The 24,044-nt window shown below is 59.2% G+C and carries 21 protein-coding genes; 14 read left to right on the top strand and 7 right to left on the bottom strand.

The genetic code is table 11. The annotated features are described in order from the left end of the window. From VGL70_12205 to VGL70_12215, 3 genes are all read left to right on the top strand, one after another. Positions 1-1,322 (top strand): peroxidase family protein (locus tag VGL70_12205; GenBank protein ID HEY3304288.1); only part of this gene is annotated, 1,322 nt, incomplete at its 5' end. A 164-nt stretch (positions 1,323-1,486) separates the two neighbouring features. Then, positions 1,487-1,849 (top strand): response regulator, encoded by a 363-nt coding sequence (locus VGL70_12210; GenBank protein HEY3304289.1) that lies wholly within the window; start codon positions 1,487-1,489, stop codon positions 1,847-1,849. Positions 1,850-1,929: 80 nt separating this feature from the next. Further along, positions 1,930-3,777, top strand: a complete 1,848-nt coding sequence (locus tag VGL70_12215; GenBank protein ID HEY3304290.1) for an MEDS domain-containing protein — start codon at positions 1,930-1,932, stop codon at positions 3,775-3,777. Positions 3,778-3,831: 54 nt separating this feature from the next. Here the strand turns inward: VGL70_12215 and VGL70_12220 are convergent, their stop codons facing one another. Together VGL70_12220 and VGL70_12225 are read right to left on the bottom strand one after the other, a co-directional pair. Then, positions 3,832-5,409 (bottom strand): VWA domain-containing protein, encoded by a 1,578-nt coding sequence (locus tag VGL70_12220; GenBank protein HEY3304291.1) that lies wholly within the window; start codon positions 5,407-5,409, stop codon positions 3,832-3,834. Between the two features lie 63 nt (positions 5,410-5,472). Then, positions 5,473-6,591: an AAA family ATPase gene (locus VGL70_12225; protein HEY3304292.1), complete on the bottom strand. Its 1,119-nt coding sequence runs from the start codon at positions 6,589-6,591 to the stop codon at positions 5,473-5,475. 133 nt (positions 6,592-6,724) lie between these two features. Between VGL70_12225 and VGL70_12230 the strand changes: the two genes are divergently transcribed. From VGL70_12230 to VGL70_12260, 7 genes are all read left to right on the top strand, one after another. Next, entirely contained in the window at positions 6,725-7,837 is a 1,113-nt protein-coding gene (locus tag VGL70_12230; protein ID HEY3304293.1) for a Xaa-Pro peptidase family protein, read from the top strand. A gap of 7 nt (positions 7,838-7,844) precedes the next feature. Continuing rightward, positions 7,845-8,999, top strand: a complete 1,155-nt coding sequence (locus VGL70_12235) for an enolase C-terminal domain-like protein (protein ID HEY3304294.1) — start codon at positions 7,845-7,847, stop codon at positions 8,997-8,999. Position 9,000: 1 nt separating this feature from the next. Continuing rightward, a complete protein-coding gene (locus tag VGL70_12240) occupies positions 9,001-10,092 on the top strand; it encodes an NAD/NADP octopine/nopaline dehydrogenase family protein (protein ID HEY3304295.1) in 1,092 nt (363 codons plus the stop codon). Between the two features lie 19 nt (positions 10,093-10,111). Next, complete coding sequence (locus tag VGL70_12245; GenBank protein HEY3304296.1) at positions 10,112-11,089, top strand: LLM class flavin-dependent oxidoreductase; 978 nt, start codon at positions 10,112-10,114, stop codon at positions 11,087-11,089. Between the two features lie 70 nt (positions 11,090-11,159). Further along, on the top strand, positions 11,160-12,176 hold the full coding sequence (locus tag VGL70_12250) for an extracellular solute-binding protein (GenBank protein HEY3304297.1): 1,017 nt from the start codon (positions 11,160-11,162) through the stop codon (positions 12,174-12,176). A 170-nt stretch (positions 12,177-12,346) separates the two neighbouring features. After that, on the top strand, positions 12,347-14,086 hold the full coding sequence (locus VGL70_12255; protein ID HEY3304298.1) for an iron ABC transporter permease: 1,740 nt from the start codon (positions 12,347-12,349) through the stop codon (positions 14,084-14,086). A gap of 64 nt (positions 14,087-14,150) precedes the next feature. Further along, entirely contained in the window at positions 14,151-15,338 is a 1,188-nt protein-coding gene (locus VGL70_12260; GenBank protein ID HEY3304299.1) for a M20/M25/M40 family metallo-hydrolase, read from the top strand. A 94-nt stretch (positions 15,339-15,432) separates the two neighbouring features. On the opposite strand, the gene VGL70_12265 is transcribed toward VGL70_12260, so the two are convergent. Continuing rightward, positions 15,433-16,197 (bottom strand): VOC family protein, encoded by a 765-nt coding sequence (locus VGL70_12265; GenBank protein HEY3304300.1) that lies wholly within the window; start codon positions 16,195-16,197, stop codon positions 15,433-15,435. Between the two features lie 5 nt (positions 16,198-16,202). Further along, positions 16,203-17,204, bottom strand: coding sequence for an LLM class flavin-dependent oxidoreductase (locus VGL70_12270; protein ID HEY3304301.1), 1,002 nt, complete (start codon positions 17,202-17,204; stop codon positions 16,203-16,205). A gap of 244 nt (positions 17,205-17,448) precedes the next feature. On the opposite strand from VGL70_12270, the gene VGL70_12275 reads away from it, so the two are divergent. Next, on the top strand, positions 17,449-19,029 hold the full coding sequence (locus tag VGL70_12275; protein ID HEY3304302.1) for a UbiD family decarboxylase: 1,581 nt from the start codon (positions 17,449-17,451) through the stop codon (positions 19,027-19,029). On the opposite strand, the gene VGL70_12280 is transcribed toward VGL70_12275, so the two are convergent. Then, entirely contained in the window at positions 18,993-20,150 is a 1,158-nt protein-coding gene (locus VGL70_12280) for an LLM class flavin-dependent oxidoreductase (GenBank protein ID HEY3304303.1), read from the bottom strand. The genes VGL70_12275 and VGL70_12280 overlap by 37 nt on opposite strands. Positions 20,151-20,248: 98 nt before the next feature. On the opposite strand from VGL70_12280, the gene VGL70_12285 reads away from it, so the two are divergent. The 3 genes from VGL70_12285 to nbaC are packed head-to-tail and all read left to right on the top strand — an operon-like array spanning position 20,249 to position 22,248. Continuing rightward, complete coding sequence (locus VGL70_12285; GenBank protein ID HEY3304304.1) at positions 20,249-20,671, top strand: VOC family protein; 423 nt, start codon at positions 20,249-20,251, stop codon at positions 20,669-20,671. After that, positions 20,668-21,657 carry an ABC transporter substrate-binding protein gene (locus tag VGL70_12290; GenBank protein ID HEY3304305.1) on the top strand — a complete coding sequence of 330 codons (990 nt, stop codon included), beginning with the start codon at positions 20,668-20,670 and terminating at the stop codon, positions 21,655-21,657. Before VGL70_12285 ends, VGL70_12290 begins: the two co-directional genes overlap by 4 nt. Before the next feature lie 36 nt (positions 21,658-21,693). Beyond that, complete coding sequence (nbaC, locus tag VGL70_12295) at positions 21,694-22,248, top strand: 3-hydroxyanthranilate 3,4-dioxygenase (protein ID HEY3304306.1); 555 nt, start codon at positions 21,694-21,696, stop codon at positions 22,246-22,248. Positions 22,249-22,700: 452 nt separating this feature from the next. Here nbaC and VGL70_12300 read toward each other — a convergent pair whose 3' ends face one another. Together VGL70_12300 and VGL70_12305 are read right to left on the bottom strand one after the other, a co-directional pair. Then, positions 22,701-23,348, bottom strand: a complete 648-nt coding sequence (locus VGL70_12300) for a hypothetical protein (protein ID HEY3304307.1) — start codon at positions 23,346-23,348, stop codon at positions 22,701-22,703. A gap of 38 nt (positions 23,349-23,386) precedes the next feature. After that, the gene (locus VGL70_12305) at positions 23,387-23,557 is read right to left on the bottom strand and encodes a Com family DNA-binding transcriptional regulator (protein ID HEY3304308.1); all 171 of its coding nucleotides are present in this window, start codon (positions 23,555-23,557) and stop codon (positions 23,387-23,389) included. Between the last annotated feature and the right edge of the window lie 487 nt (positions 23,558-24,044).

Raw genomic sequence — 24,044 nt, forward strand, 5'->3', positions numbered from 1 at the left:
TGATCGCCGCGGAGATCGCCAAGATCCACACGATCGAATGGACGCCGCAGTTGCTTTACAACGAGCCTGCCTACCTGGCCATGAACGGGAATTGGAGCGGCCTCTTTGACGGCAAGGAGTTCGTCAAAACCATCCTCGAAAAGATCGGCGCAAAGATTGCCACGGACCCGAAAAAGACGGCCGTATGGCGTTCCGTCCGCGCGTCCCTGGAAGGAATCGTCGGCACGGGCAGCGACGCTTGCGCCGAGCGGGCGATCTTCGCCCGCGACCAGCGCGGCCGGGGTGATCCCGGCTGCATCAACGGCGGGACCAATCATTTCGGATCGCCGTTCAATTTTCCGGAAGAGTTCGTGACCGTCTATCGTCTCCACGCCATGGTCCCCGATCTCATCGAGTACCGCGAATGGGATAGAGACGCGAATTTGATCCGGAACAAGATTCCGGTCGTGGACACTTTCCGCGCCGGGGCGACCGCGGCGATGCAGCGGCGCGGCCTCGCCAACTGGGCGCTCTCCATGGGACGACAGCGCGTCGGGCGGCTGGCGCTGCGGAATCATCCGCAGTTTTTGCAGAACCTAGAATTGCCGCGCCTGCATACGGGCACAGGAAAAATCGACGTGGCAGCGCTCGACATTCTTCGGGATCGAGAGCGCGGCGTGCCGCGCTTCAACGAGTTTCGCCGGCAGTATGGACTCAAGCAACTCACGAGCTTTAATGATTTTATAGACGCACGCATTCCCAAGGACTCACCCGAGCGGGTAGAAGAGGAGAAGTTGGCGGGTTTCTTGCGCGAAGTTTACGGACAGCACAAATGCGACGCGTCGAAGATCATCACCGCGGCGCAACTCGATGACGACGGCACGAAGATCAACGACTGCCTGGGCCATCCGAACGGCAGCATGGTGGATAACGTCGAGGACGTCGATACCGTCGTCGGCTGGCTCGCCGAATCGATTCGCCCGCACGGCTTCGCCATCTCCGAGACGCAGTTCCAGGTCTTCATCCTGAACGCCTCCCGGCGGCTCTTCAGTGACCGGTTTTTTACTTCGAGCTTCCGCCCCGAGTTCTATACGAAGTTTGGACTCGATTGGGTGACCAACAACGGTCCCGGCGGGAAACAGATGGAGGAGGGGAGACCGAACGACCACGATATGGAAATTTCTCCATTGAAGCGCGTTCTGCTAAGAACCATCCCCGAATTGAAACCTGAATTGGATCACGTCGTCAACGCCTTCGACCCGTGGGCGCGCGACCGCGGCGATTACTATTCGCTTCAATGGAAGCCGCGCAAAGGGGCCGAAACGAACGCAGCGTTCAAGTAGGGCGCTTCTAAAATCTTCCCTTGTTCGAATCTTACAGGTATTTCCCGCCTGAGGATTCGGGTGTTCGCCCGATTGTCTGTTAGACGCTCCTCCTGTAATTACCGTAGGGTCCACTAGATTTCCTCAAGGTTCAGCTCGTGCAGGCGGGGTTGCGTAACGACACCATGGCCAAATCAATTCTCGTGGTGGACGACGAACAGCATTTCCTGGAGCTCCTCATCCGAATTCTCGGCAAGAGGGAGTTTGAAGTCCATCCCGCGCCGAGCGGTACCGAGGCCTTGAATCTCCTCGAACAAAAATCTTTCGACCTGGCGCTACTGGATATCAGAATGGGCCCGATGAACGGCATCCAACTGCTCGATGAAATCAAAAAGAGACAACCCGACATCAAGGCGGTGATGATGACCGCCTATCCGACTTCCGAAACCCGCGGCCAAGCGCTGGAAAAAGGGGCCGCGGCCTACCTCTCCAAGCCTCTCGATTTGGAAGAGCTCGTAAAGACCATCGAATTGCTCCTACCCCATTGACAAAGACCGTAGGTCGGGTAGGTCCTTAACTGCGTGACAAGCGAGCGCCGGAAAGCCTCTAAGACCAAGAAGGGGACAGCATGAGGGGTGAAGTTGCAGAGCGTATCTCGAAGTTAAAGCAGGGGGATCATGCCTGCCTGATCTATAATGATGACCCCGCCGAGCAAATGGCGGCGCTCGTTCCTTATATCAAAGAAGGTTTGGAAGAAGGCGAACAGTGCATCTATGTCGCCGACGATCAGACGATCGAGGAGGTCGCCCACGCGCTTGAGATCGGCGGCATCAACGTCGTTCGGGAATCCGAGCGCGGAGCTTTACGCCTCTGGACACGTCGCGAATGGCGCCAACCGGGCGAGCTCGACTCCGCCAGCAAATCCCTCCAGGTGCGCCGGCTCATAGACGAAGGGCTGAAGGCCGGCTTTAAGGGCGTTCGGTTCGCCGTGGAAATGACCTGGACCCTGGGTCCCGATATCAGCGTCGATAGGCTGAAACACTGGGAAGCGACGATCAATACCCTATTCGTCCCCGGCGTGCCGGGGCGGATTGTCTGTCAGTATAGCCGAAGCCGCCTTTCCGCCGCTGTGATAGAGGCGGGCCTGCGGACACACCCCATCGCCATCCTGGACGATCTCTGTGTCAATCTCTTCTATGAGGCGCCGCTCCTTCTTGAAAGCAAATCCGAGACGGAAAAATTGGACTGGATGATTTCCCAGCTCAAGAAAGCGCACCAGGCGGAAAAGGCAGGTGAGAAAGAAATTCGGCAGGAGTCCCAGGCGCTGCTGGCAGCCATTGTCGAGTCTTCCGACGACGCCATCATCAGCAAAACGCTGGACGGCATCATTACTTCCTGGAACAAAGGCGCCGAGCGTATGTTCGGCTACTCGGTTCAAGAGGCGATCGGGCGGCCGATTACGCTGATTATCCCGCCTGAACGGCAGGACGAGGAGGGGTCGATTCTAGAACGGCTTCGGCGGGGAGAGCGGATCGAGCACTACGAGACGCTTCGCGTCTCGAAGGAGGGCCGGCTCATCGATGTCTCCCTTACCGTATCGCCGGTTCGGGACGCGAACGGCCGTATCCTTGGGGCGTCGAAAGTTGCGCGCGACATCACGGCGCGGCGGCGGATGGAAGAAGCGCTCAGGGAGAGCGAGCAAAAGCTGCGGCGGCAGGCGGAGGAGTTGGAGCAGCAGCTCATCGCCTCCGGCCGCCTCGTCTCCCTCGGCGAGATCACGGCTTCAATGGCGCACGAGTTCAACAATCCCCTGGGAATCGTCATGGGCTTCGCCGAGGATCTGCTGAGCGAGAAAGATCCATCCAGCCCGGACTACCAGCCGCTCAAGATCATCAGCGACGAAGCGAAGCGCTGTAAAAACATCATGCAGGACCTCTTGAATTACTCGCGGCCGAGAAGAACTGAAATGGGGCAAATCGATATCGGAAAGCTGGTCGAAAAGAGTCTGCATCTCATGACGAACCGTCTTTACAAGCAAAAGATTAAAAGCGCTATCGAAGTCGAGCTTGGTCTGCCGGATATCCTCGCCGACGCGCAGCAGTTGGAGCAAGTCCTGGTGAATCTTTACCTCAACGCGATCGATGCTATGCCCGAAGGTGGGACGTTGAGCGTCCGAGTCGGGCGCGACCGCGAGGAGGGCCGAATCGCCGTCTCGGTGACCGATACCGGGTTCGGGATAGGTGCTGAAGTGTTGCCGAAGATTTTTCAACCGTTTTTCAGCGTGAAGAAAAAAAGCGGCTTGGGTTTGGGGCTTCCGATATGCGACCGGATCATCAGGAACCACGGCGGCAGGATCGAGGTCGAGAGCCGGCCGCACCAGGGAACGACCTTCAGGATTTATTTGCCCTTGGAGCAGAGACTCGCGCGTGAGGAGAGCCCAAGCGAATGGGTCGCCGAATCGCAGCCTGGGAAATAGAAAGAAGATACTTCGACGACGCTCCGTTCCGAAATGGATCGGAATCGCGGAGATTCAGAACTCCACGAAAATATCCTTGGCGCCTTCGCCGGTGAGCTGTTTGATCGTGGTGATGCGGTCGCTGAATTCCTTCAATGTGCCGAGCGAGCTGGGACCGACGTCGATCAGAATCGAATAGAGCGAAAACCCGAGCCGTTCTTTTTCGTCACGGAAATTCTCCGCCCACTCCGGCGTCACCTGGCACTCGCCGTCGGTGATGAACACGACGTCGCCTTTCTTGTACTTCGACTTCTTGAGACATTCGAGAGCGGCGTCGAGCGGTTTTTGAAAGTCCGTGCCGCCGCCGGGAAAATACTCGGCCAGGTCCATGACCTTTTCCATCTCCATCTCGTAGCGCGCGCGGGGGTTCATGTCGAGCACCTGGAGCGGCGCGTCGTCGGAAGAGAAGCAGATCGAGCGGAACAGCCGGCGCTGGCGCCGGGCGATTTCCAGCAAGGTCAGCGCTACGGCCTTGGACCAGATCTCCTTGTCGCCCGCCATCGACGAGCTGCCGTCGAGGCAGACGACCATCGGGCCTTTGCCTTTCTCCTCGACGCCGCGCAGCGAATACTGGAGCAGCTCCTGGTCCAGCAGCCGGCGTTGAAAGTCTTTGCGCAGGAGCGGATGCGAGAGCGTGAGCAGCTCGGGCGGTAGCAGGCGATGCACGGCGTCGCCGCGCTCCACTTCCAGGATCTCCTCGCTCGAACGCTCGAAGATTTTCTTCCGCAGCGCGAGCGCGTGAAATTTCATCCGTCCGATCATCCGGCTGAGCTTCTTGAGCTTTTCGTTCCCCGCGAGTCGCTTGCCCAGCTCCAACTTTTGTCCCGGAGGCGAGCGATAGCCGGAGCCCAGGCTCTGTCCCCATTGTTCCGCCTCTTCGGCCGCCTCTTCGAGGCGCTGCGCCGCCTTGATCGCCTCGGCCTGGAAGCGCTGTGTCACTTGCGTCTCCTTCTGCTTCAGCTCTTCCGCCAGCCGCTGCGCTTTCTGGCGTAAGAGTGCCTCGGCGCCGTCCATTTCGCCTTCCACTTTGTCTTTGGCGCGCTCAAGAACCTTTTGCTTGTCTTTGCCGGCCGCTTGTTCATTCGTGAATTTTTCAGCTTCCGTAAACTCCGCCTGTTTCTCGACCAGAACCTCCTCCTGTTTTTTGATATCCCACAGGTCGAGCATTTCCCGGCGCGTCAGCATCTTTTCGGCTTTCAGGAGAGAGATCAGGCTCTCGCCAAGAAGCAGAGTGCACAGGCCGGCCTTGGCTTCGTCGAGGAGGGTCATCTCGCGCAGAATCGAGTACAGGTCGCCCTGGCGCAGCGCGCTCAGAAAGGTGCGATTGAAGAGCCCGCTCTGCCTTAGCTCGGTGTCTTTTTGGAATGTGACGTTATACTTGAATAGGACGCAGAAAACGTCTTGCAGCAAAGAGTCGAAGTGGGGGAGAAACGTCCCGCCGGTTTCCTCGATGGCGCGGAGCGAAGGAGAGTCGGCGCGGAGCTGGCTGAAAACCCGCCGGTCGTAAGCGTCGCTCTCGATCCAGGACGATTCTATAGGAAGCGGCGTGATCGTGCGCTTCTTCGGCGGTTTTTGTTTCTTTTTTGCCGGCATGAAACCAGTGCTGAGGACTGAGTGCTGAGTCCTGAGTATGGGAATTTACTCAGTCCTCAGCACTCAGAACTCCTCCAACATCTGCTTTTGAATTCCCTCGATCTCGTCTTTGATCGCGCCGACGCGCTCGACCGGCCGGCCAAGTTTTTTAGCCTTGTCCATGATCTGCTCGACCTTGGCGAGGATGTTCTTGAGCTTCGTATGGACCTCGATCAGCGCCCGTGCGCGGTCGTCGCTGGTCTCCCACGGTCGCAGCGCGGCGTCGCGAACCTCGCGCGACTCGTAAAGCAATTCCTTGACTTCCTCTTCGTAGCCGAGCAACAGCTCGCGAATCGTATTGCGGACCTCGTTTTGTTCCTGCGGATCGCGCCAGAGGACGTGTTCGAGAAAATAGAGATCGCTCTCATCGACCGCTTGCCGGCCGGCGAGGTAGGCGTGCGCCTGGAGCAGGCTCAAAGATTGCCGATAGCGCCGGTCGGAGGCTTCGAGATTTTTCTTCTTCAGCTCGCGGCGGATGTCGGTGACCGTCCGGTAGATAAAGGCGGGGATGGCGACCGATCGAGTTGCGGCCTGCATTTCGCGAAGCTCTTGCAGGCCGATGCCGGTGCGTTCCGCGGGGGACGCGGCCTCGAGCATGCGGAGGAAACGAAAATCCTCCGCGATGTAGCTCACGACAAAACGGAGCAGGAAGCGGTCGTAGAGCGCCATCAGCTCGTCGTCCTCGGGCAGTTCGTTGCTGGCGCCGAAGAGCGTGAGCAGAGGGACGGAGACCACCTCTTTGCCGTTGTGAAACAGCCGCTCGTTGATCAGCGTGAGAATCGCGTTCAGGATCGACGAGTTCGCTTTGAAGATCTCGTCGAGAAAAGCGATGTGCGCTTCGGGAAGCTTGCGCGAAGTGACCCTGCGGTAATCGTCCTGCTCCAGGGCCTTCAGGCTCACAGCGCCGAAAATTTCTTCGGGCGTCGAGAAGCGAGTGAGAAGCCACTGAAAGTAGTTGGCGCCATCGATGCGCCGGCAGAGCTCGTCGGCGAGCATCGATTTGGCCGTGCCCGGCGGGCCGATGATCAAGACGTGCTGCGAGGAGAGTAGGGCGCAAAGCGCGCCGTCGATCAGATCGCCGCGTTCGAGAAACATCTGCTTCAGGTCTTCGCGGATCTTTTTAAGTTTTTCTTTGACCGCCATGGCGAGTAAACTCAGGGTAACAAATGGCTCGGGAGGAAACAATGCGCCGTGCTTCGCCGTGGAAACATTGACATGAGGGCATTCCACCGGCTAACTTCACCGCTGCAAGCGCTGGTGACTTCGTCGAGGCGCCATGAACGCTGAGATCATCGACAGGCAGAAGCAGGCGATGCGTTCCGAGGGATTGGATGCGCTCGTCGCGATCTCGCCGGAAAATTTCGTTTACACGGCGGGATTCGTGGTGCCGTCCCAGCCCTTGATGCGCTGGCGGCACGCGATCGCTGTCGCGACCGCGGACGGCGCGGTACGAATGATCGTGGTCGATATGGAAGCCGCCACCGTCCGGGCGCGCGCGGGCCTCGAAGATGCGCGGGCGTATCGCGAGTTTGTCGATGATCCCATGGAAGCGCTCCGGGAGTTGATCGCGTCTTTGGGATTGGAGCGGGCGAGGTTGGGGGTCGAACTGGAGTATATGCCCGCGCGGGATTTCTTGACGCTTAAAGAAAAGCTTCCCGGCGCGACTCTCGTCGCCGCGGACCGGATTTTTAACAAGCTCAGGCAGGTCAAGAGCCGCGCCGAGATCGATCTGCTGCGCGGGCTCAGCCGGATCACGGATCGCGCGATCGGAGAGACTCTGAAGAGCGCCCGCGCCGGCATGACCGAGATGGAGCTTGCGGGCGGCCTGCTCGGCAGGATCTTTGCGGCCGGCGCCGAAAATTTCAAGCTCATGATCATCGCCTCCGGTGAGCGCAGCCAGTATCCCAACGTGGGACCGAGCGAGCGGGCGCTCAAGCGCGAAGATCTCATCCGCATGGAGATCTTCGGCATGAAGAACGGCTACCACGCGGGCGTCTGCCGCACCGCGGTCGTGGAGAGGGCGACGGCCGAGCAAGAGAAGATCTGGAAGAATCTGATCGAATGCAAATACCGCGTCATGGAGATGATCAAGCCCGGCGCGCCTTGCCGGGAAGTCTACCGGCGCTTCCTCGGGCATTTCAGCGCCCTTGGATTCGAGCCGATCAGCTTCGTCGGTCACGGCATCGGGCTGTTTCTTCATGAAGAACCTTACCTCGGACGCTATGGCGACGAGATACTCGAGGAAGGAATGGTGGTTGCCATCGAGCCGCTGGCATACATTCCAGGGCGGATGGGCCTGCAGAATAAAGACATGCTTCTGGTGACCGAAGACGGCTGCGAGCTGCTCTCCAACGAGACGGCGACGGACGAGCTTTTACGGGTCGGCTGAAATTGCAATGAAGATCAGCCGGATAGAGACAATCCCGATCAAACTGCCGACGCGGAGGATCCACCAGTGGTCGAGTCTCACGACGCCGATCGGCGTCTACGTGATCCTTAAAATCATTACGGACGAAGGTTTAACCGGCCTCGGCGAGGCGCCCGCGCTGAAGGATTGGGGCGGCGATCACATGAAGTACTACGGCGAAACGCCCGGGACGACCGCTCACGTCGTCAACGATATTCTCGCGCCCGCGCTGATCGGGAAAAATCCCTGCGACATCGGCGCGACGCACGGCGTGATGGATCTGGCCATCAAAGGTTACCCTTACGCGAAGGCTGCGATCGACATGGCGCTTTACGATCTCGCCGGCAAGGCGCTGCGGGCGCCGGCGTACCAACTTCTCGGCGGCTGCTATCGCAAGCGTATTCCGGTCGCGCACAGCATCGGTCTCATGGCGATCGAAAAAGCGGTCGAAGAAGCGATCCAGGTGAAAGCGGAAGGAATCAAAACCGTCAAGCTCAAAGGCGGGCAGGAGCCGCGACGGGACGTCGAATTGGTCGAACAGGTAAGAAAGGCGCTCGGCGCGGAGATCCAGATCGTGGTCGATGCGAATCAAGGCTACGCGACGCCGAAAATCGCCGTGCGGACCATCGAGGCGATGGAGGAATACGCGATCCTGTATATGGAGCAGCCGGTGGAGGGAATCGACGCGATGGCCGCGGTCGCCCGGAGAGTCGATACTCCGATCATGGCGGACGAGAGCGCGTGGACTCCGCAGGACGTTCTGGAGATCGTTCGCAAAAAAGCCGCGGACGCGATCTCGCTTTACACCACCAAGCCGGGCGGTCTATTCAAGGCCCAGAAGGTCGCGGCAGTGGCGGAAGCGGCCGGCCTACAGTGCAATGTCAACGGCTCGGTCGAGACCGGCGTGGGAAACGCCGCCAATCTTCATCTTGCCGCTTCCACGGCCGTGGCGTCGCTCGCCTGCGTCGTGCCGGTTTCAACCCCTCGAGGCAAGGGAAGGAATGGCATCGCCGGTATTTATTATACCGACGACGTCATTACGGAGCCTTTCGAGTACCACGACGGTTTCATCGTCATCTCCGACAAGCCCGGCCTGGGGATCGATCTGGACGAGGAGAAGTTGGCGCGCTATCGCATCGACTGAGATGGGCATTCACACCATTGCGGTTATCGGCGCGGGCAACGGTGGATGCGCCGCCGCGGCGGATCTCACGCTGCGCGGCTACGAGGCGCGGCTCTACTCGCGCTCGGAGCGCACGTTGGAACCGATTCGAGAACGCGGCGGTATCGAGCTGGTCGAGGAGGGGAAGAAACATTTCGCCCGGCCGGCGCTGGCAACCAACAGGCTGGATGAAGCGGTAGCAGGCGCCGAGCTGATCATGATCGTCGCGCCCGCCGTGGCGCACGAAGAGCTGGCAGCGGGACTCGGGCCGCTTTTGCGCGACGGGCAGATTATATTTCTCAATCCCGGCCACACGGGCGGCGCGCTGCACGTCGCCGCGCTTTTGCGCCGTTTCGATGCGCCGAAGAAAATTTGCGAGACCGTGACGTTGACTTATATCTGCCGGTCGATCGGAAAGGCCGCGGTCGAGGTTTACCGCCGCACGACGAATCTTCTCTGCGCCGCGTTCCCGGGAAAACATACTTATGACGTCTCAGGCAAGATCGGCCCCATCTATCCGGCCGTCATCCCGGCAAAAAACGTCCTGGAAACCGGTCTGGCGAACATCAATGCGATTATGCACCCCGCGGGCATGATCGGAAACGCCGGCCGGATCGGAGGAGACTTTTGCTTTTACAGCGAGGGCATTACGCCGGCGATTGCGGACGTCATCGAGGCGGTTGATCGAGAGCGGCTCCAGGTCGTGGAGAAGTTGGGATTGCCGGCCCGGAGCTTTGTGGAGATTTTTTTTCAGGCCGGGCTGACGACGGAACGCGCCCGCTCCGGCGGATCGGTTTACGAAGCGATTCGCGACAGCGCGCCGAACCGGACGATCAAAGCGCCAAAGAGCATGGATCACCGGTATCTTCACGAGGACGTCGGCTACGGCCTGGTGCCCATCGCCGAGATCGGCAGATGGGCCGGCGTCGAAACGCCGGTCATCGACAGCCTCATCACAGCCGCGTCGGAGATGAATCGGATCGACTATCGCCGCGAGGGGCTGACGCTGGAGAAGATGGGCTTGGCCGGGGTAAAGGCGGAGACTTTGCCGACGCTGCTTCATGAAGGATTTTGAACCCGAAAGGAACGCTGCCATGCGGGTAGGACTATGTTTCGACGGCTTCTATTCGATCAACGAGATGGTCGAGCTCGCCCGGGCCGCTGACAATAACGGAATGCATTCGATCTGGATGTCGGACCATCTCTGCTTTCGCGATTCGCTCACCTCGGCCATGGCCTTTCTCGCCGCCACTAAGAAAATAACGGTCGTTCCCGCGCCGCTCAGCCCCTATTCGCGCCATCCGATCATCACCGCAATGGCGCTCTCGACGATGGACGAATTCGCCCCCGGAAGAGTGTGGGCGACCGCCGGGACGGGAAACGCCGCGGCGCTGGACGAAGCGGGCATGAAGGTCACGCGGCCGCTAAAGACGATGCGCGAGTACATGGACGTTCTGCGGCGATTCCTCACCGGCGAGACGGTGGAGTTTCACGGTGAGACGCTTAGCGTCAACGGCGCCAGGATGGGCTTCAAGCCGTCTTCCTCGGTCCCGATCTATATGACGGCGGTAAAAACCGGAATGCTGCGCCTGGCCGGAGAAATCGGCGACGGCGTCCTGCTGTCCGCCGGCTGCGCGCCGGGGTACATCGCTCGATGCGCCGGGGAGATCAAAACCGGCGCTGCACGCGCCGGAAGCCCGCCGCAGCACAGGGAGGTCGCGGGCTTTATCACGACATCGGTGTCTTCGGATCCCCGGGAAGCGATCGACGCCAGCAAAAGTTTTTTAGCCTACATCTTCCGCAACAAACACCACGCGGAAAACATCCGTACGGGCGGGGGCCAGGTCGATCAAGAAGGATTGGCTGCGGCGGTCGGGCGGCGCGACTGGGAAGAAGCGAAGCGGTTCATCAGCGATGAAGTCGTCCACGCGCACTCGATTTCCGGCACGGCGGCCGAATGCCGCAAGCGCATCGAAGAGTTTGTGAAAAGCGGCCTCGATCTTCCCATACTCCTCCCGATGGGGACCCAGGAAGCGAGGAAGCGGGTTGTTGATCTGGCCGGTCTCCTATAATAATAGAGTCCTAACATCAAAATTTGGTTTGATAGGAAAAAGTTTCTGAAATTTCACGGAGGTGTTTGACATGAAGTTACGTGAGGACTGCGCAACGCTCGTTGTCGGCCTGCTGGCTCTGGTTGCGTTTGCCGCGACGGCGCACGCGCAGGCGCCCAACGTCGATGCGGCCAAGAAGGAAGAAAAGATCGTCGTCTACGGCGCGCAGGTACCGCAGGCGATGGAGCCGATGCACAAAGCCTTCGAGAAAAAGTACGGCATCAAGGTCGAGTACTGGCGCGGCTCGTCCACCCAGGTCGCGGAGCGCGCGCTGAGCGAATTTCGCGCCGGGAGACCCGGTTACGATGTCGTCGAGGGAAACCGCGGTGTTCAGCTCATCATGAAAAACGAAGGACTGTTCACGAAATATATTCCGCCCTCGTCGGAAAAGTTTCCGGCTCAGTTCAAGGAAAAGGACGGTCTGATCACGGCGTGGCGCGCGCTGCCGATCAGCATTCTCTACAATACGGATATGGTAAAACCGGGCGACGCGCCGAAGACTCTCGACGATCTTCTTAGCCCCAAGTGGACCGGAAAGATAACCATGCCCGATCCCACGCGCCACACGACGACGGCGCAGTTTCTGTGGAATCTTTCCAAATTCAAGGGAGACAAATGGCTCGACTACGTAAAGGCCTTGGCGAAGCAGCAGCCGATACTGGTCGAATCTCTGGCGCCGGTCACGACGACGATCATCAAGGGCGAGGCGCCGGTCGGCATCACCTACATCAAGTACGTGAAGCAGTACAAGGGCCCGGTGGGCTACGTGCTGATGGATAAATATTTGACCGATCCGAACTATATGAGTCTCAGCGCGAAGACGACGAGACCCAATGCAGCCAGGCTCTACATCGAATACGTCTGCTCGCCCGAGGGACAAAAGGCCGCGGCCGACGAGGGGGAGTTTCCGATGCTTCCCGGCATCATTCCGCCGATCAAGGACGCCGAGAAGGTCGTGCCCGGTCTGGTTTTCATGGATAATCCGTCCGAAGAAGAATTCAAGAAACTGATGGGCGAAACTTTCCGGCAGATCTTTTTCGGGAAGTAAGGACTCCGGTCGTCGGAGAGATTCTTCGCTCCGCTCAGAATGACATCGGAGGATCTGTCCATCCTGAACGAAGTGAAGGATCTCTTTTAAAGAGGATTACCATAACGGACCGGCCTGGAACGAGAAGTATTGGGCCGGCCCCTTCTTTTTGCTTTTAGGCGGAACCCATCATGAACGGCGCGACTGTTTTGACGCGGGTTTTCGAGCGGCCCGTCCGCGCGGTGCGCCAGGATCCGAACGTGACGGTGATGGCGCTCGTCGGCGTGATCATCGCCTACCTCAGTCTCTCGCCGACCTTCATGCTCTTCTACGGCAGCTTTCTCAGCAAGCCGTTGGGCGTGCCGGGCGAATTTACCCTGCAGCACTACGTCAGGGCTTACAGCGATCCGGTCACGTATCAGTTGTTGGTCAACTCCTTTATTTTCGCCGCGGGCTCTTCCCTCCTGGCGACTTTTTTGGCGTCGGTCGTCGCGTGGATCACCGTGCGCACCAACGCGCCGCTTAGAAGAATCTTCGAGCTGACGGCCGTCGTTCCCAATATCTTTCCGCCCCTGATGCTGGCCGTCGCTTGGGGCGCGCTCCTCAGCCCGCGCACCGGACTGATCAACCGCGCCCTGATTCAGTTCCTGGGTTTGGCGAGCGCGCCGTTCAATATTTATTCCATGGCCGGCATGATTTTCGTCGAGGGGCTGATCACGGCGCCGCTGGCTTTTTTGATCGTTTCGGCGTCGCTGCATTCCATGGATCCGTCGCTCGAGGAATCGGCGCGCGTGGCCGGCTCCTCCAATCTGCAGATCGCACGGCGCATCACGTTTCCGATCATCCGGCCGGCGCTCCTGGCTTCGGCGACGCTCAATTTCGTGCGCGCGATCGAAAGCTTCGAGACCCCCGCCATCATCGCGCTGCCGGCGCGGATCGAGGTCTTCACGACGAAAATTTACCGCGAAGCGATCGGCGCTTTCCCGCCCAATCAGAACGTCGCGGCCACCTACGCCGTCTCCTTGCTCGTCATCACGATGGTCTTCGTCTATCTCTACCGCCGCTTGACGTCGAGCTCGGAGCGCTACGTCACCGTGACCGGTCGCGATTATCGTCCGATGATCATCGATCTGGGGAAGTGGCGCTACTTTGCATCGGCGATCGCCGCCCTGATCCTCGTCCTGATCGTCGTGCTCCCGCTCCTCGTATTGCTCTACGTCTCCTTCGTGACCTATTTGCACGTTCCGGGGGAGAAGACGTGGGATCTTTTGACGCTCGACCATTACCGCTCCAATCTGACCGACGGCCGGACGTACCGCGCGCTGCAAAACAGTCTTTTCCTGGCGATCGGAGGAGCGACGCTGTGCATGCTCTTGGCGTCCGTCACCGCCTACATGACGACGAAGACGAAAGCGGCGGGAAGATCGCTGATCGAAGCCTTGACGTTCATCCCGTGGGCTTTCCCCGGCACGGCGCTGGCGATCGGGCTACTCTGGACGTACGTGTACGTGCCGCTTCCGATTTACGGGACGCTGTGGATTTTGCTCATCGGATACATCACGCGCTTTCTGCCGTACGGGCTGCGCACGATGACCAGCACGGTGGTCCAGGTGCACGACGATCTGCCGGCGGCATCGATGACATGCGGCGCCGGATTCTGGGCGACGTTTCGCCGCATTCTGCTGCCGCTTTTGCGCCCCGGCTTTATCGCCGGCTGGATCATCCTGGCGACGATTTATCTGCGCGAGTTCAGCACTTCGATTTTCCTCTACTCGCCCGGCTCGGAGCCGATCGGGCCGCTGCTCTATCATTTCTACGTCGACGGAAATCTCGGACCGATGTGCTCGCTCGGCGTCATCGTCAGCGTGATCTGCCTGCTCCTGATCGTCGTGGCGCGGCGCATCGGCAAGGTGGGGTTCGAAGGAAGGTAAGAAGCATGCCCTGAGCCCTTCGACTGCGCTTAGGATAAACTCCGTCGAAGGGTAAAAGACAAAAATGGATGCGCAGACGGTAAAAAAACTCGTCGAAAAGAATCTTCACTACGAGGAAGTAAAGCGGATCCTCGTCAAGCTCGTGCAGACTCCGAGCCCGCAGACGGAGCTGCTGGAGGCCGAGCCGCAGGTGCTCGCGCTGATCCGGGACGTCATCAAGCCCGAACTGGAGCGCTCCGGTCTCAAGCCGGTGATCGACGAAAAAGGCAACCTGATCGTATCCTTGAAAGGGAGAAGCCAGGGAAAACGGCTGTTGCTGGTCGGTTACGCTATGTGCGCCGCGCCGAGCACGATGAAGGAGCCTTACTCGGGCGCTCTGGTCGACGGCGGCCGGTACCAACTGGCCGGCGAATGCGTCTGGGGAAGGGGCGCTTGCGAACAAAAAGGAAGCCTCGCGGCGATGATGGCCATGGTGAAGCTGCTCGGCGAATGCAGAGCGGAGCTGCCCGCGGATTTATTTTTCGTGGTGAGCACGGCAGGGGAGACGGGCCGGCACGATTCGCTGGCTCACGTGATGGCGCGCGGCAACGTCAAGGCGGACTGGGCGATCGTCGACGGGCCGCCGGAAATTCAGCTCGGCAACAAAGGCCGGGTCGATATCCAGGTCGTCGTCCGCGGCAAGCAGGCGCACAGCAGCCGGCCGTGGGACGGCGTCAACGCGATCGAAGGCGCGGTGAAAGTTTTAGAGAAGCTAAGGCCCTTGATGCCTTATCCCTCCGAGCGGACACATCCGGAGTTGGGCAAAGTAAGTTTAACGACCACCGCGATCGAAAGTTTCCCTAAAGCCACGCATACGATCCAGAGCGAGTGCAGAATTATATTCGACCGCCGGCTCTTGCCCGGCGACGACCCGGACGAAGCCATTCAGCAGATCAAAACGGCGATCGGGGCCGTGGAGCCGTTTGCGGTCGAGGTCCACAGAAAAGACTTCATGTATCCCAGCGAAGTGGCGAAAGACGCCGAGTGCGTCCTCGCTTTGACCCAGGCGATCCAGGTTACGCTAGGTCGGGACGCCAACTACAGTTACTCGACCGCCGCCAACGACACCGGCTTTCTCAACGCCAAAGGAATGCAGGCGGTCAATTACGGTTCGCGATATATCCGCTTTCAACACACCGACCACGACCTGGTACCGGTTCAGAGTGTTTTCGAAGCGGCCAAAGTGCTCGCCTTCGCCGCGCTCCATCGCTAGCGTTCCCACGAGGCCTTGATGTCCCGCTTGGTGGCGTCCGACCGTGAGGGCGTGAGACGGCCGGAGCCATAGCTTGGAGCTTGCTAGCTTTGATTCATTCAAACAGGAGCGCCGCGCCGCAAGTTAGGCTAGCATCGAGTAGGGCGGCGCCATTTTTATTGCGCAGCGAGGCAAATATAGGCGAAGGGCCGCGGGTCTGAAGCCAGTCGTTGAGCGCGCTGGTTTCGGCCGCGGGCGTGAGAAACTCCACGCGGTGAGGCCCGATCGCGAAGCCAGCCCTGAGCGCAGCGATATCCCGCTCGATGGTTTTTCCCTTGCCGCCGAGCACGGCTTCGAACCAGTGCTGCGCCGGCGCAAGTTCCTGCACCACCACAGCTACGGCCGCGATTCCCAAGGCGCCGTTCTTGTGCTTCACCTCGCGCGGCACGCGCTCCTCCCGCGGCGTCACATCCTGGATTAAAAACGGTGCTACTCCGCGATGCTCGTCGCGCGCAAGCGAAAGCAACCATTTGAGCTGGTAGCCGTCCGGCCGAGTGCGCGACCAGGGGACGGGATCTTCGATCTTGACGCCGGCTTTGCGTAGCTTCGCCGTGTCTCCGATGAGATCGTCGGTTTGCATACAGTAGTCGACCAGCCCGCCTCCCTTTTGCAATGCGTCCCACCAACGATGGTCCGGATTGTTTCTGTAGAAGGAAATCAACTCGATATATGAGCCGTCGGCAAAAGCGATCAGGCTGTTGTACGTGCCGACGGGATGGCGTCCGCCGGGAACCACCGTGAAGCCGAGCTGCCGGTAGTTATCCGTCGCCGCCTCCAGATCGGGAACGGCAATCACGATGTGATCGATGCCGAGGAGCATGGAAATCAGGTGAACGCGGGCACGACTTCTTCAAGGAAACGTTTAAGTTGGGTCTGCTGGTCCCAGGAAGTCAGGCGCAGAGCTATATGCTGCAGGCCCGAGCTAAAGTAATCCTTAAGGTCACGGATGCATTCCTCCGGCGTGCCGGCGGTCGTGAAGCCTTCGACGAAGGCCGCGCTGAAGTTTGAAGTGTAATACTTGTCGAGAAAGGCCTTGCTCTCCGCCAGCGCGGCCTTGCGGTCCTGTTGGATGTTAATGTTGTGGTAGAGAGCGTTGCCGAGCTTCGCCGGATCGCGGCCTTCCTCGCGCGCCATTTCCAAAATTCGCGACCATTGCCGGCGGAACTGTTCCGGGCTCACTTTGTTCGTCATCCAGCCGTCGGCGTAGCGCGCGACGCGGCGGAAGCTGCGCTCGATGACAGCATCGGGCGCGCTCGCGCCGTCGCGCCAAGTGAGCCCGGTCGGATTGCTGGCGATCCAGATGGGGCAGGGCTGCTGCACGGGGCGCGGCTCCAGCGTCACCCCGTCGAACTGGTAGAAGCGGCCGTGGTGCGAAGTGTTTTTCTCGGCGAATAGCTTCCGCAGAATTTCGATGCCTTCGGTCATGCGCGCGGGACGCTCCTTTGCCTGGATGCCCATCACGGCGTGCTCCAGCGCCTGAGCCTTGCTCTGCTCGTCCGGCCCGCCCATGCAGACGACGAGCCAGCTCCGCCCCTCGGACAAAACGTCGAGGCTCGCCCACTGCTGTGCGAAAAGAACCGGATGGCGATGCGGGAAAGTCGCCATGCAGCCTACGGCCAGCCGGACTTTCGTCGTCACTGCGGCGAGCGCGGAAAGGAGAACCACCGACTCGAAGCGGGGCTTGGCGAGGAGGCTGTCGCCGACCCAGACGGCGTCGAAGGCGCCCGAGGATTCCGCCTGTTGCGTCATGTGTATGAGATCGCTCACCTTGACGGCGCCGATGATGACGCCGCGATTCGCAAGCGTGAGGCCGAAAGAGGCGCGCATGATTCTCTCTGGTATGCGAAGAGATAAAAAGTTGCAAGGGACAATACGCAAATTCAGAATGAAAGCACCCTCACCCTACCCTCTCCCACGTTGCGGGCGAGGGTACAGTTAATGGGACCGTTTGCTTCTAGTTCCCTCTCCCTTTGGGAGAGGGTTAGGGTGAGGGAAAGCTGAACTGGTTAGGCGCGGTCGCGTTGACAGTCCGCAGCCGACTCAATAAGGTGCATCGAACAGGAGGACCCGCATGGAGATTAGTTTCCGGGGATTTGTGCAGACGCTTCGCAAACATAACGAGCTTCTTGAAATATCCAAACCGGTCGATCTGCGCAACGTCGCCGCGCTGGTGCCGCAGTCGGAGAAGGCTCTGCTCTTCAGCAACATCGAAGGTTATCCCATACCCGTTGCCTCGGGACTGTTGCAGTCGAGAAATCGTCTCGCTCTCGCCATAGGGGTGGACTATTCGGGGATCGAAAAGAAGCTGCGCGAGGCGATGGATCATCCGATCAAGCCGCGCATGGTTAAAAAAGCGCCGGTCAAGGATGTCATTCACACCGGCGGCAAGGTAGATCTATTCAAATTGCCTGTGCCGGTCTTCGGGCTGATGGACGGCGGCCCGATGATCACGGCTGCCGTGGTCATCGCGCAAGATCCTGAATATGGGATGAACGCGGGGATGTATCGCCTGATGCTCAAGGAGAGGAACATGACCGGCATCGACATCGTGACGCCTAATAATTTGAGGCGCTACGCCGAGCGCGCGCTGCAAAAAAAGAAAACACTGCCGATTTCGATGTCGATCGGCGTGCACCCCTATGAAATGATCGCCTCGACGTTCAAGGCTTCGCTCGGGACCAACGAGCTGGGGTACGCGGGAGGACTGCGCGGCGCGCCGTTGAAGCTGGCGCCCGGCGAAACCATTTCGACTCCCTGCATCGCCGACGCGGAAATAGTCCTGGAAGGGGAGATCCCACCCGAAGGCTGGATTCACCCGGAAGGGCCGTTCTCCGAGTTCAATCGCCTCATGGGCGGGCTTCATCTCAATCCCCGAGTCAAAATCAAGGCGATCATGCACCGCAAAGAGCCGATTTACTACGCGCTTCACATGCCCTGGGAAAATATCTGGATGAGCGCGCCGATCTACGAGGCGGCCGCGCTGCGCGTATTGCGCGAGGCGGGCGTGACGACGACCGCCGTCAACGTGACGCCGGGAGGCTGCTGCCACTGGCATATCGTCGCGGCGATCAAGAAGCAGCCCGGCGACGGCAAGAACGCGATCATGGCGCTGCTCTCGATCGCGGACATCAAGCACGCGATCGTGACCGACGACGACATCGATATCTTCGACCCGATCGATCTGGAGTGGGCGGTCGCCACGCGGGTCCAAGCGGACCGCGACGTGGTCATCGTCGCCAACGCGCGCTCCAAGCCTCTGGATCCCTCTCTGCCTCCGACTAACGGAATCCCGACGACGGCCAAGATGGGAATCGACGCGACGATTCCCGAGAACGTCCCGCGCGAGCGCTACAACCGGATCGTCTATATCAACGAAGGCAAAGCTCAACTAAAAGATTATCTTGGGCAGGAACCGTCCGTGCAGAAGGCGAGAACGCCAGTGAACAGACGGACGAAACCGTTGGTCGATAGAATCCTCAGGGCGCTTTCGAAATCGCACAAGTTCTACGCCGAGATTCTCGACCTATTCCACAACGAGGAGTTCGGCGAGATTGCGCGGACAATCGGCCGGCTCTCTCACGAGGGGAAGATCGCCCAAGACGGAGAAGGAAAATATCAATTGGTGGAGGACGGCTTGAGCCAGACGCGGTAGCCGTTGTTGGGATAGTTGAGCGCGTCGATCTCGAAGCTTTTGAGTTCCGGCAACACGCGCTCCGTGAACAGCTTGAGCGACTTCATCGCCTTGTCGTGTTCCAGCGCGCCGAAGGTGAACTCGCCGAGAAAGCAGTTGGCGCCCGCCCGGCGCGCGATCTCTTTGATCTGCCCCGCTACTTTTTCCGGCGCGCCGCAGATAAAGGAATTCTCACGGATGGCCGAATCGACGTCCAGAAGCTCTTTTTTTCGCTCCTCGCGGGTAATGTTGGCGAGATTTTCGTTGCCGTAGCCGCCGTAGGCCCGGCCGCCACCGACCCGATGCCAGAAGTAGATCCAATGTTCTTTGGCTTCTTCATACGCCCGCTTGTCGGTATCGGCCACGTAGATCTCGCGCATCAATGCGATCTGGGGCTCCGCGGCGATCTGGGGCTCCGCGGCGATTTGCGGCGGCGCGCCGGAGGGCTTGGCGCTTTTGTAAGTCTCTCGATAGTAATCGAAGATTTCCCGGACGACGTCCATCTTCGGCGGACACCATTGCACCGTGCTGATTCCTTCGACGGCCGCCGCGGCGACCGACTCGGGACTTCGCGTCGGCATCCACAGCGGCGGATGCGGCTTCTGGACCAGAGGAACGTTCAACTCCGCGTTTCGCACTTTGAAATATTTTCCCTCGTAGCTGAATTGAGGGTTGGCCCACATCCCCTTGATGATCTTGTACGCTTCCCACATGATGTCGTTCTTGTTGTCCCAGGAAGCATCGTAAGCCCCGAAGGCGTACTTGCCGATGCCGCTTCCGATGCCGCATTCGAATCGGCCGCGGGTGATGTTGTCGAGCATGGCGACTTCTTCCGCGACGCGAACCGGATGCCATAGAGGGAGAACATAGACGAGCGGACCGAGACGGATTCGTTTCGTCCGCTGCGAGGCGGCAGCCATCCACGCGCCGGGGCTGGAGCACTCGGCGAATCCCATGTCGAAGTGGTGCTCGGCGACGAAATAATAATCCATCCCCGCCTGGTCAATGAACTCCACCATGTCGAGATGCCGCGCGTAGAGGTCCTGATAGGAAAGTTCCGGCCGGTCGTTTTTCTGCAGGTGGTCGAAAACGCCGATCTTCATGGAATCGGTTTATGATAAGTACCTAGAGGTTGCAAGCTCGGTTCCGTCTTTACTATTCCTTGACAGCGCCGACCTGACCGTCTAAAAGTGGGAGCGCCATGGGAGTTCGACGCGCGACGTTGGGCCACGTCGTTTTGAACGTCAGGAATCTTAAGAAGTCCGAGCGCTTCTATCGTGACATATTGGGCATGACGGTCTCGGGAAGAAATCCGCGAACGAAGATGTCCTTCTTGAGCTTCGGCGCCGAGCACCACGACATCGCGTTGATGGAGTTGCCGGCGAAGGCGAAGCGAATAAACGGCGACGGCCTTCCGGGCCTGCATCATTTCTGCGTCTACGTCGGCAGCGACCAGGAAGTGGACGATCTCTATCCGGTCTTGAAGCGAAAGCGAGTTCCCGTCGTGAGCGGCCCGGAGATACTGGAGGTCGCGCACAACCTCTCGGTTAGTTTTTTGGATCCGGACGGCAACCGCGTCGAAGTCGCCTGCAACCGCAACAAGTTCGCCGAGGGTGTCCGATGAAGCGACCTATCGTTTTCCTATTTCTTCTTACCGCGTCGTTATTCTTCCGGGAAATCGCCTGGGCGCTCGACCGGTTCCACATCGCGCACAGCGCGCTGTCGGCTTCACAGGCCATCCTCTACGTCACGCGCGACGCGGGGATCTTCCGCAAGCACGACCTCGATCCGCAGATCGTCTACATCGTCGGCGGGCCGACCAACACCGCGGCGTTAATATCAGGCGGCGTGGATTACAACATCTTCGCCGGTCCCTCTTCGGTCGCCGCCAACCTGGCCGGCGCCGATACCGCGCTTTTGATGAGCTTCGTCAACACGCTGGAGCATTCCATCTACACCCATGCCGCGATCAAAAAGCCGGCCGACCTCAAAGGCAAGCGCATCGGCGTCGCGAGGAGCGGATCGTCGGATCATTACGGCGCGACGGTGGCTCTCAAAAAATGGGGACTGGAGCCTGATAAAGACGTCGCGCTTGTCGCCATCGGCGGTCCGCCTGACCGTTTTCTCGCCTTGCAGGCCGGCAGAGTGGACGCCACTCTGCTGCAGCCGCCGCTGACTTTGAGGGCGCAGAAGGCCGGCTTCAACCGGCTCGCCGCGCTCGTCGATCTCGGGCTCGATTACGTCGGCACCTCGTTCGGCACGACCCGCGCCGTCATCGAAAAAAAGGAAGACCTCACGCGGCGCGTGGTGAGGGCGTTCGTCGAAGGGATTCATTTTTACAAAACGAACAAGCCGACCAGCCTGAAAACAATTTCCAAGCTGATGAAGACCGACGACGCGGAGGCCCTGGAGGAAGCTTACGACGCCTATGCGGTCAAATTCATGGCGCGCGTGCCGTATCCGACGCTCAAAGGCATCGAAGTGATCCTGGACGATCTCGCGAAGACCAATCCCAAGGCGAAGGGCGCGGACCCGAAGCGCTTCGTCGAGCCGCGGTTTCTCAGAGAACTCGAGGAGAGCGGATTCGTCGCGAAGTTGTACGGAAAGTAACAAGACAGTATTGGAGTCGCTCCAAGTCGCTGGCTTATGGACTTTCTTTCCACATTTCACCTCAAGCGCTGGGTGGAAGAGAACCGAGATCTTTTCTCCCCGCCGTATAAGACCAACCGCCTGCTGATTCACCATCAGGATTTTCTGGTCATGATTCTCCGCGGCCCCAACGTCCGGCTCGATTTCCACGTCGAGCCGGGAGAGGAGTTCTTCTATCAGATCGAAGGCGGGATCGAGCTGCACTTGAAGCCTGAAGGGGAAAAGAGGGCGGTCGTAAAAATCGGCGAAGGCGAAATCTTTCTCTGTCCCGGCAACGTGGCGCACTCGCCGCGCCGGCCGGAGAACACCTGGGGCCTGGTGATCGAGCGGAAACGAAAGCCGGAAGAGAAGGAGGAGTTCGTCTGGTTTTGCGAGAAGTGCGATGAAAAGGTTTTGCACAGCACGGTCGCCCAAGGCGACGTCACCCAGCAGGTGACGAAAATCTACGAGGCGTTCAACGCCGATGATATAATCCGAACGTGCAAGGCCTGCGGCTACGTCTTCCCGACGGCGCCGATGGCCGAGCGCCTGGGTTTTCTGAAGTCGAAGTAGAGTAGGAGAACTATGGAGTGGAGTGGTGGAGTAATGGAGTGATGGAAAAAGCCCAAAACTCTTAACCCAGTACTCCAGCACTCCAATACTCCACGTTGCCCGCCATGGAATCTTCGCCCGGCAGGGAAAAGTCGTCTTCCGGTTCGCCGCCGGATCTCACGCGGCTCTTCAGGCGTGAATGCGTTGAGCGCCGCGCCTTCCATTTGTTCCAGGACGACGACGTCGTGCTTGTTGCCGAATCGAATTCCCAATCCCACAAAACAAAAAGGCCCGGCTTCCGCTGTTACGCGGAAGACCGGGCCTCTCTGGGCTCTTGTGAGTTACGCGGGGCTTTGGGCTCTCTGGCCTCAGGTCCTTCTTAAAATTCGGTTATTTCATCGTCTGTTTTTGGCTCGCAATCCGCTATGCGCCGATGTCAATCTGGCGCATTTTGCGTCTTCTCCTTTTCATTGTCAACTTTTTTTGGACCCCCCGGATTTCGCCGTCTCCCCCGTGGCGATTACCAACTGATCCGGGCGGCGCTCCAGGATTGAAATAACGATAGGTGGTACCCGGACTGTGCGTGTCTCCCCTGCCTCATTGTATAGCAGAGCTTGGTGCTCAAAATACGCGTCGCCCTGGCCGGTGATCTTCACAGTAGGGCCGGGGCCTTTAGCAAACAGTTTGCCGGCGTGATAAACCGCCAACTCCGAGGAGATCTGGACGGTCTCTGCCGTGATCTTCGAGATGCGGTAAGTTACCTCTAACCGCTGGTGAAGAACTTCGCTCCCATAAGCAGCGGAGAAGGTTTCCTTTGGTTGAGCCTTTGTGACAATGATCCGAGGGTCCTTTATGCCCTTCGCTTTTGCTATCGGCAGATACAGTCTCTGCTGTATCGCAGAGATGCTGGATTCCATGGACTTGAGCCGGCCGTCGATGTTTTTATCCATCGACCCGATATTTTTCTCGAGCGAACCTATGCTCTTCTCGACGGAGGCAATATCTTTTTGGAAGCTTGAGTGAAAAAACAAACCGGCAAGACCGATGGCGGGAAGAATTATGGCGATGACGACTCCGAGGGCCGGCCAAGTCACGGCATCTTTCTTAAATTTAGCAGTCATAGGAAACGGCGCCACGTCTATCATAAGCCGAGCCGTATTCAAAGCCGCTCCTTGGCCGCGTTTTCGCTCGCGGCGGCGCGGAGCAGCCAGCCGCAGCGCGGGTACTTGAGCTCGCCCTCGAAGCCGCCGCGGAGCAAAAGCCGCCGGCACTTCGGGCAGCGGACCTCTTTCCGAATCAACGCGAGAAATCTTTCCGTTAGACCGCTCACGCTTCCTCCTTGGCCTTGGTCCCGACGTGCTTCCGCATCTCGCTGTAGACACGCTTCTTTAGCGCCTTAGACTAAACCGCTTGACCGAGCCGGCGCCAGGAGTAGAATCGACCTATGAAGATCTTGTTGACAAGTGAGTGTTGCGACGCATTGGAAAAACAATTCGCGGACTTGGAGGTCGTGGACTTCCTCACGGACGAACCCGTAGGGATGCCCATGCCCTTCAGCCGAATCGTTGAATGCTCGGAGGAGGAGGCTGCCGCTTTTGTCGAAACGGCAAAGATCCACTTTCCCCGGTTTGCGCAGGAACTCCGAATCGCGATCGGTTCTCCCGTTGACCGTGCTAGGTGATTCGGTCATAGTGGCAACACCTCATTCGTCGATCCCTTCCAGGCAGTGACGGCAGATCAGCGGTTTGCGAAGGTTCTCTGAGGTGAGAAACTCCGAGAACAGCTCGCTCGGAGCAACTCGCGCTCGGGGGCTGCTA

It is taken from the genome of Candidatus Binatia bacterium (genome assembly GCA_036504975.1).
In the GTDB taxonomy this organism is placed as follows: Bacteria; Desulfobacterota; Binatia; order UBA9968; family UBA9968; genus JAJPJQ01.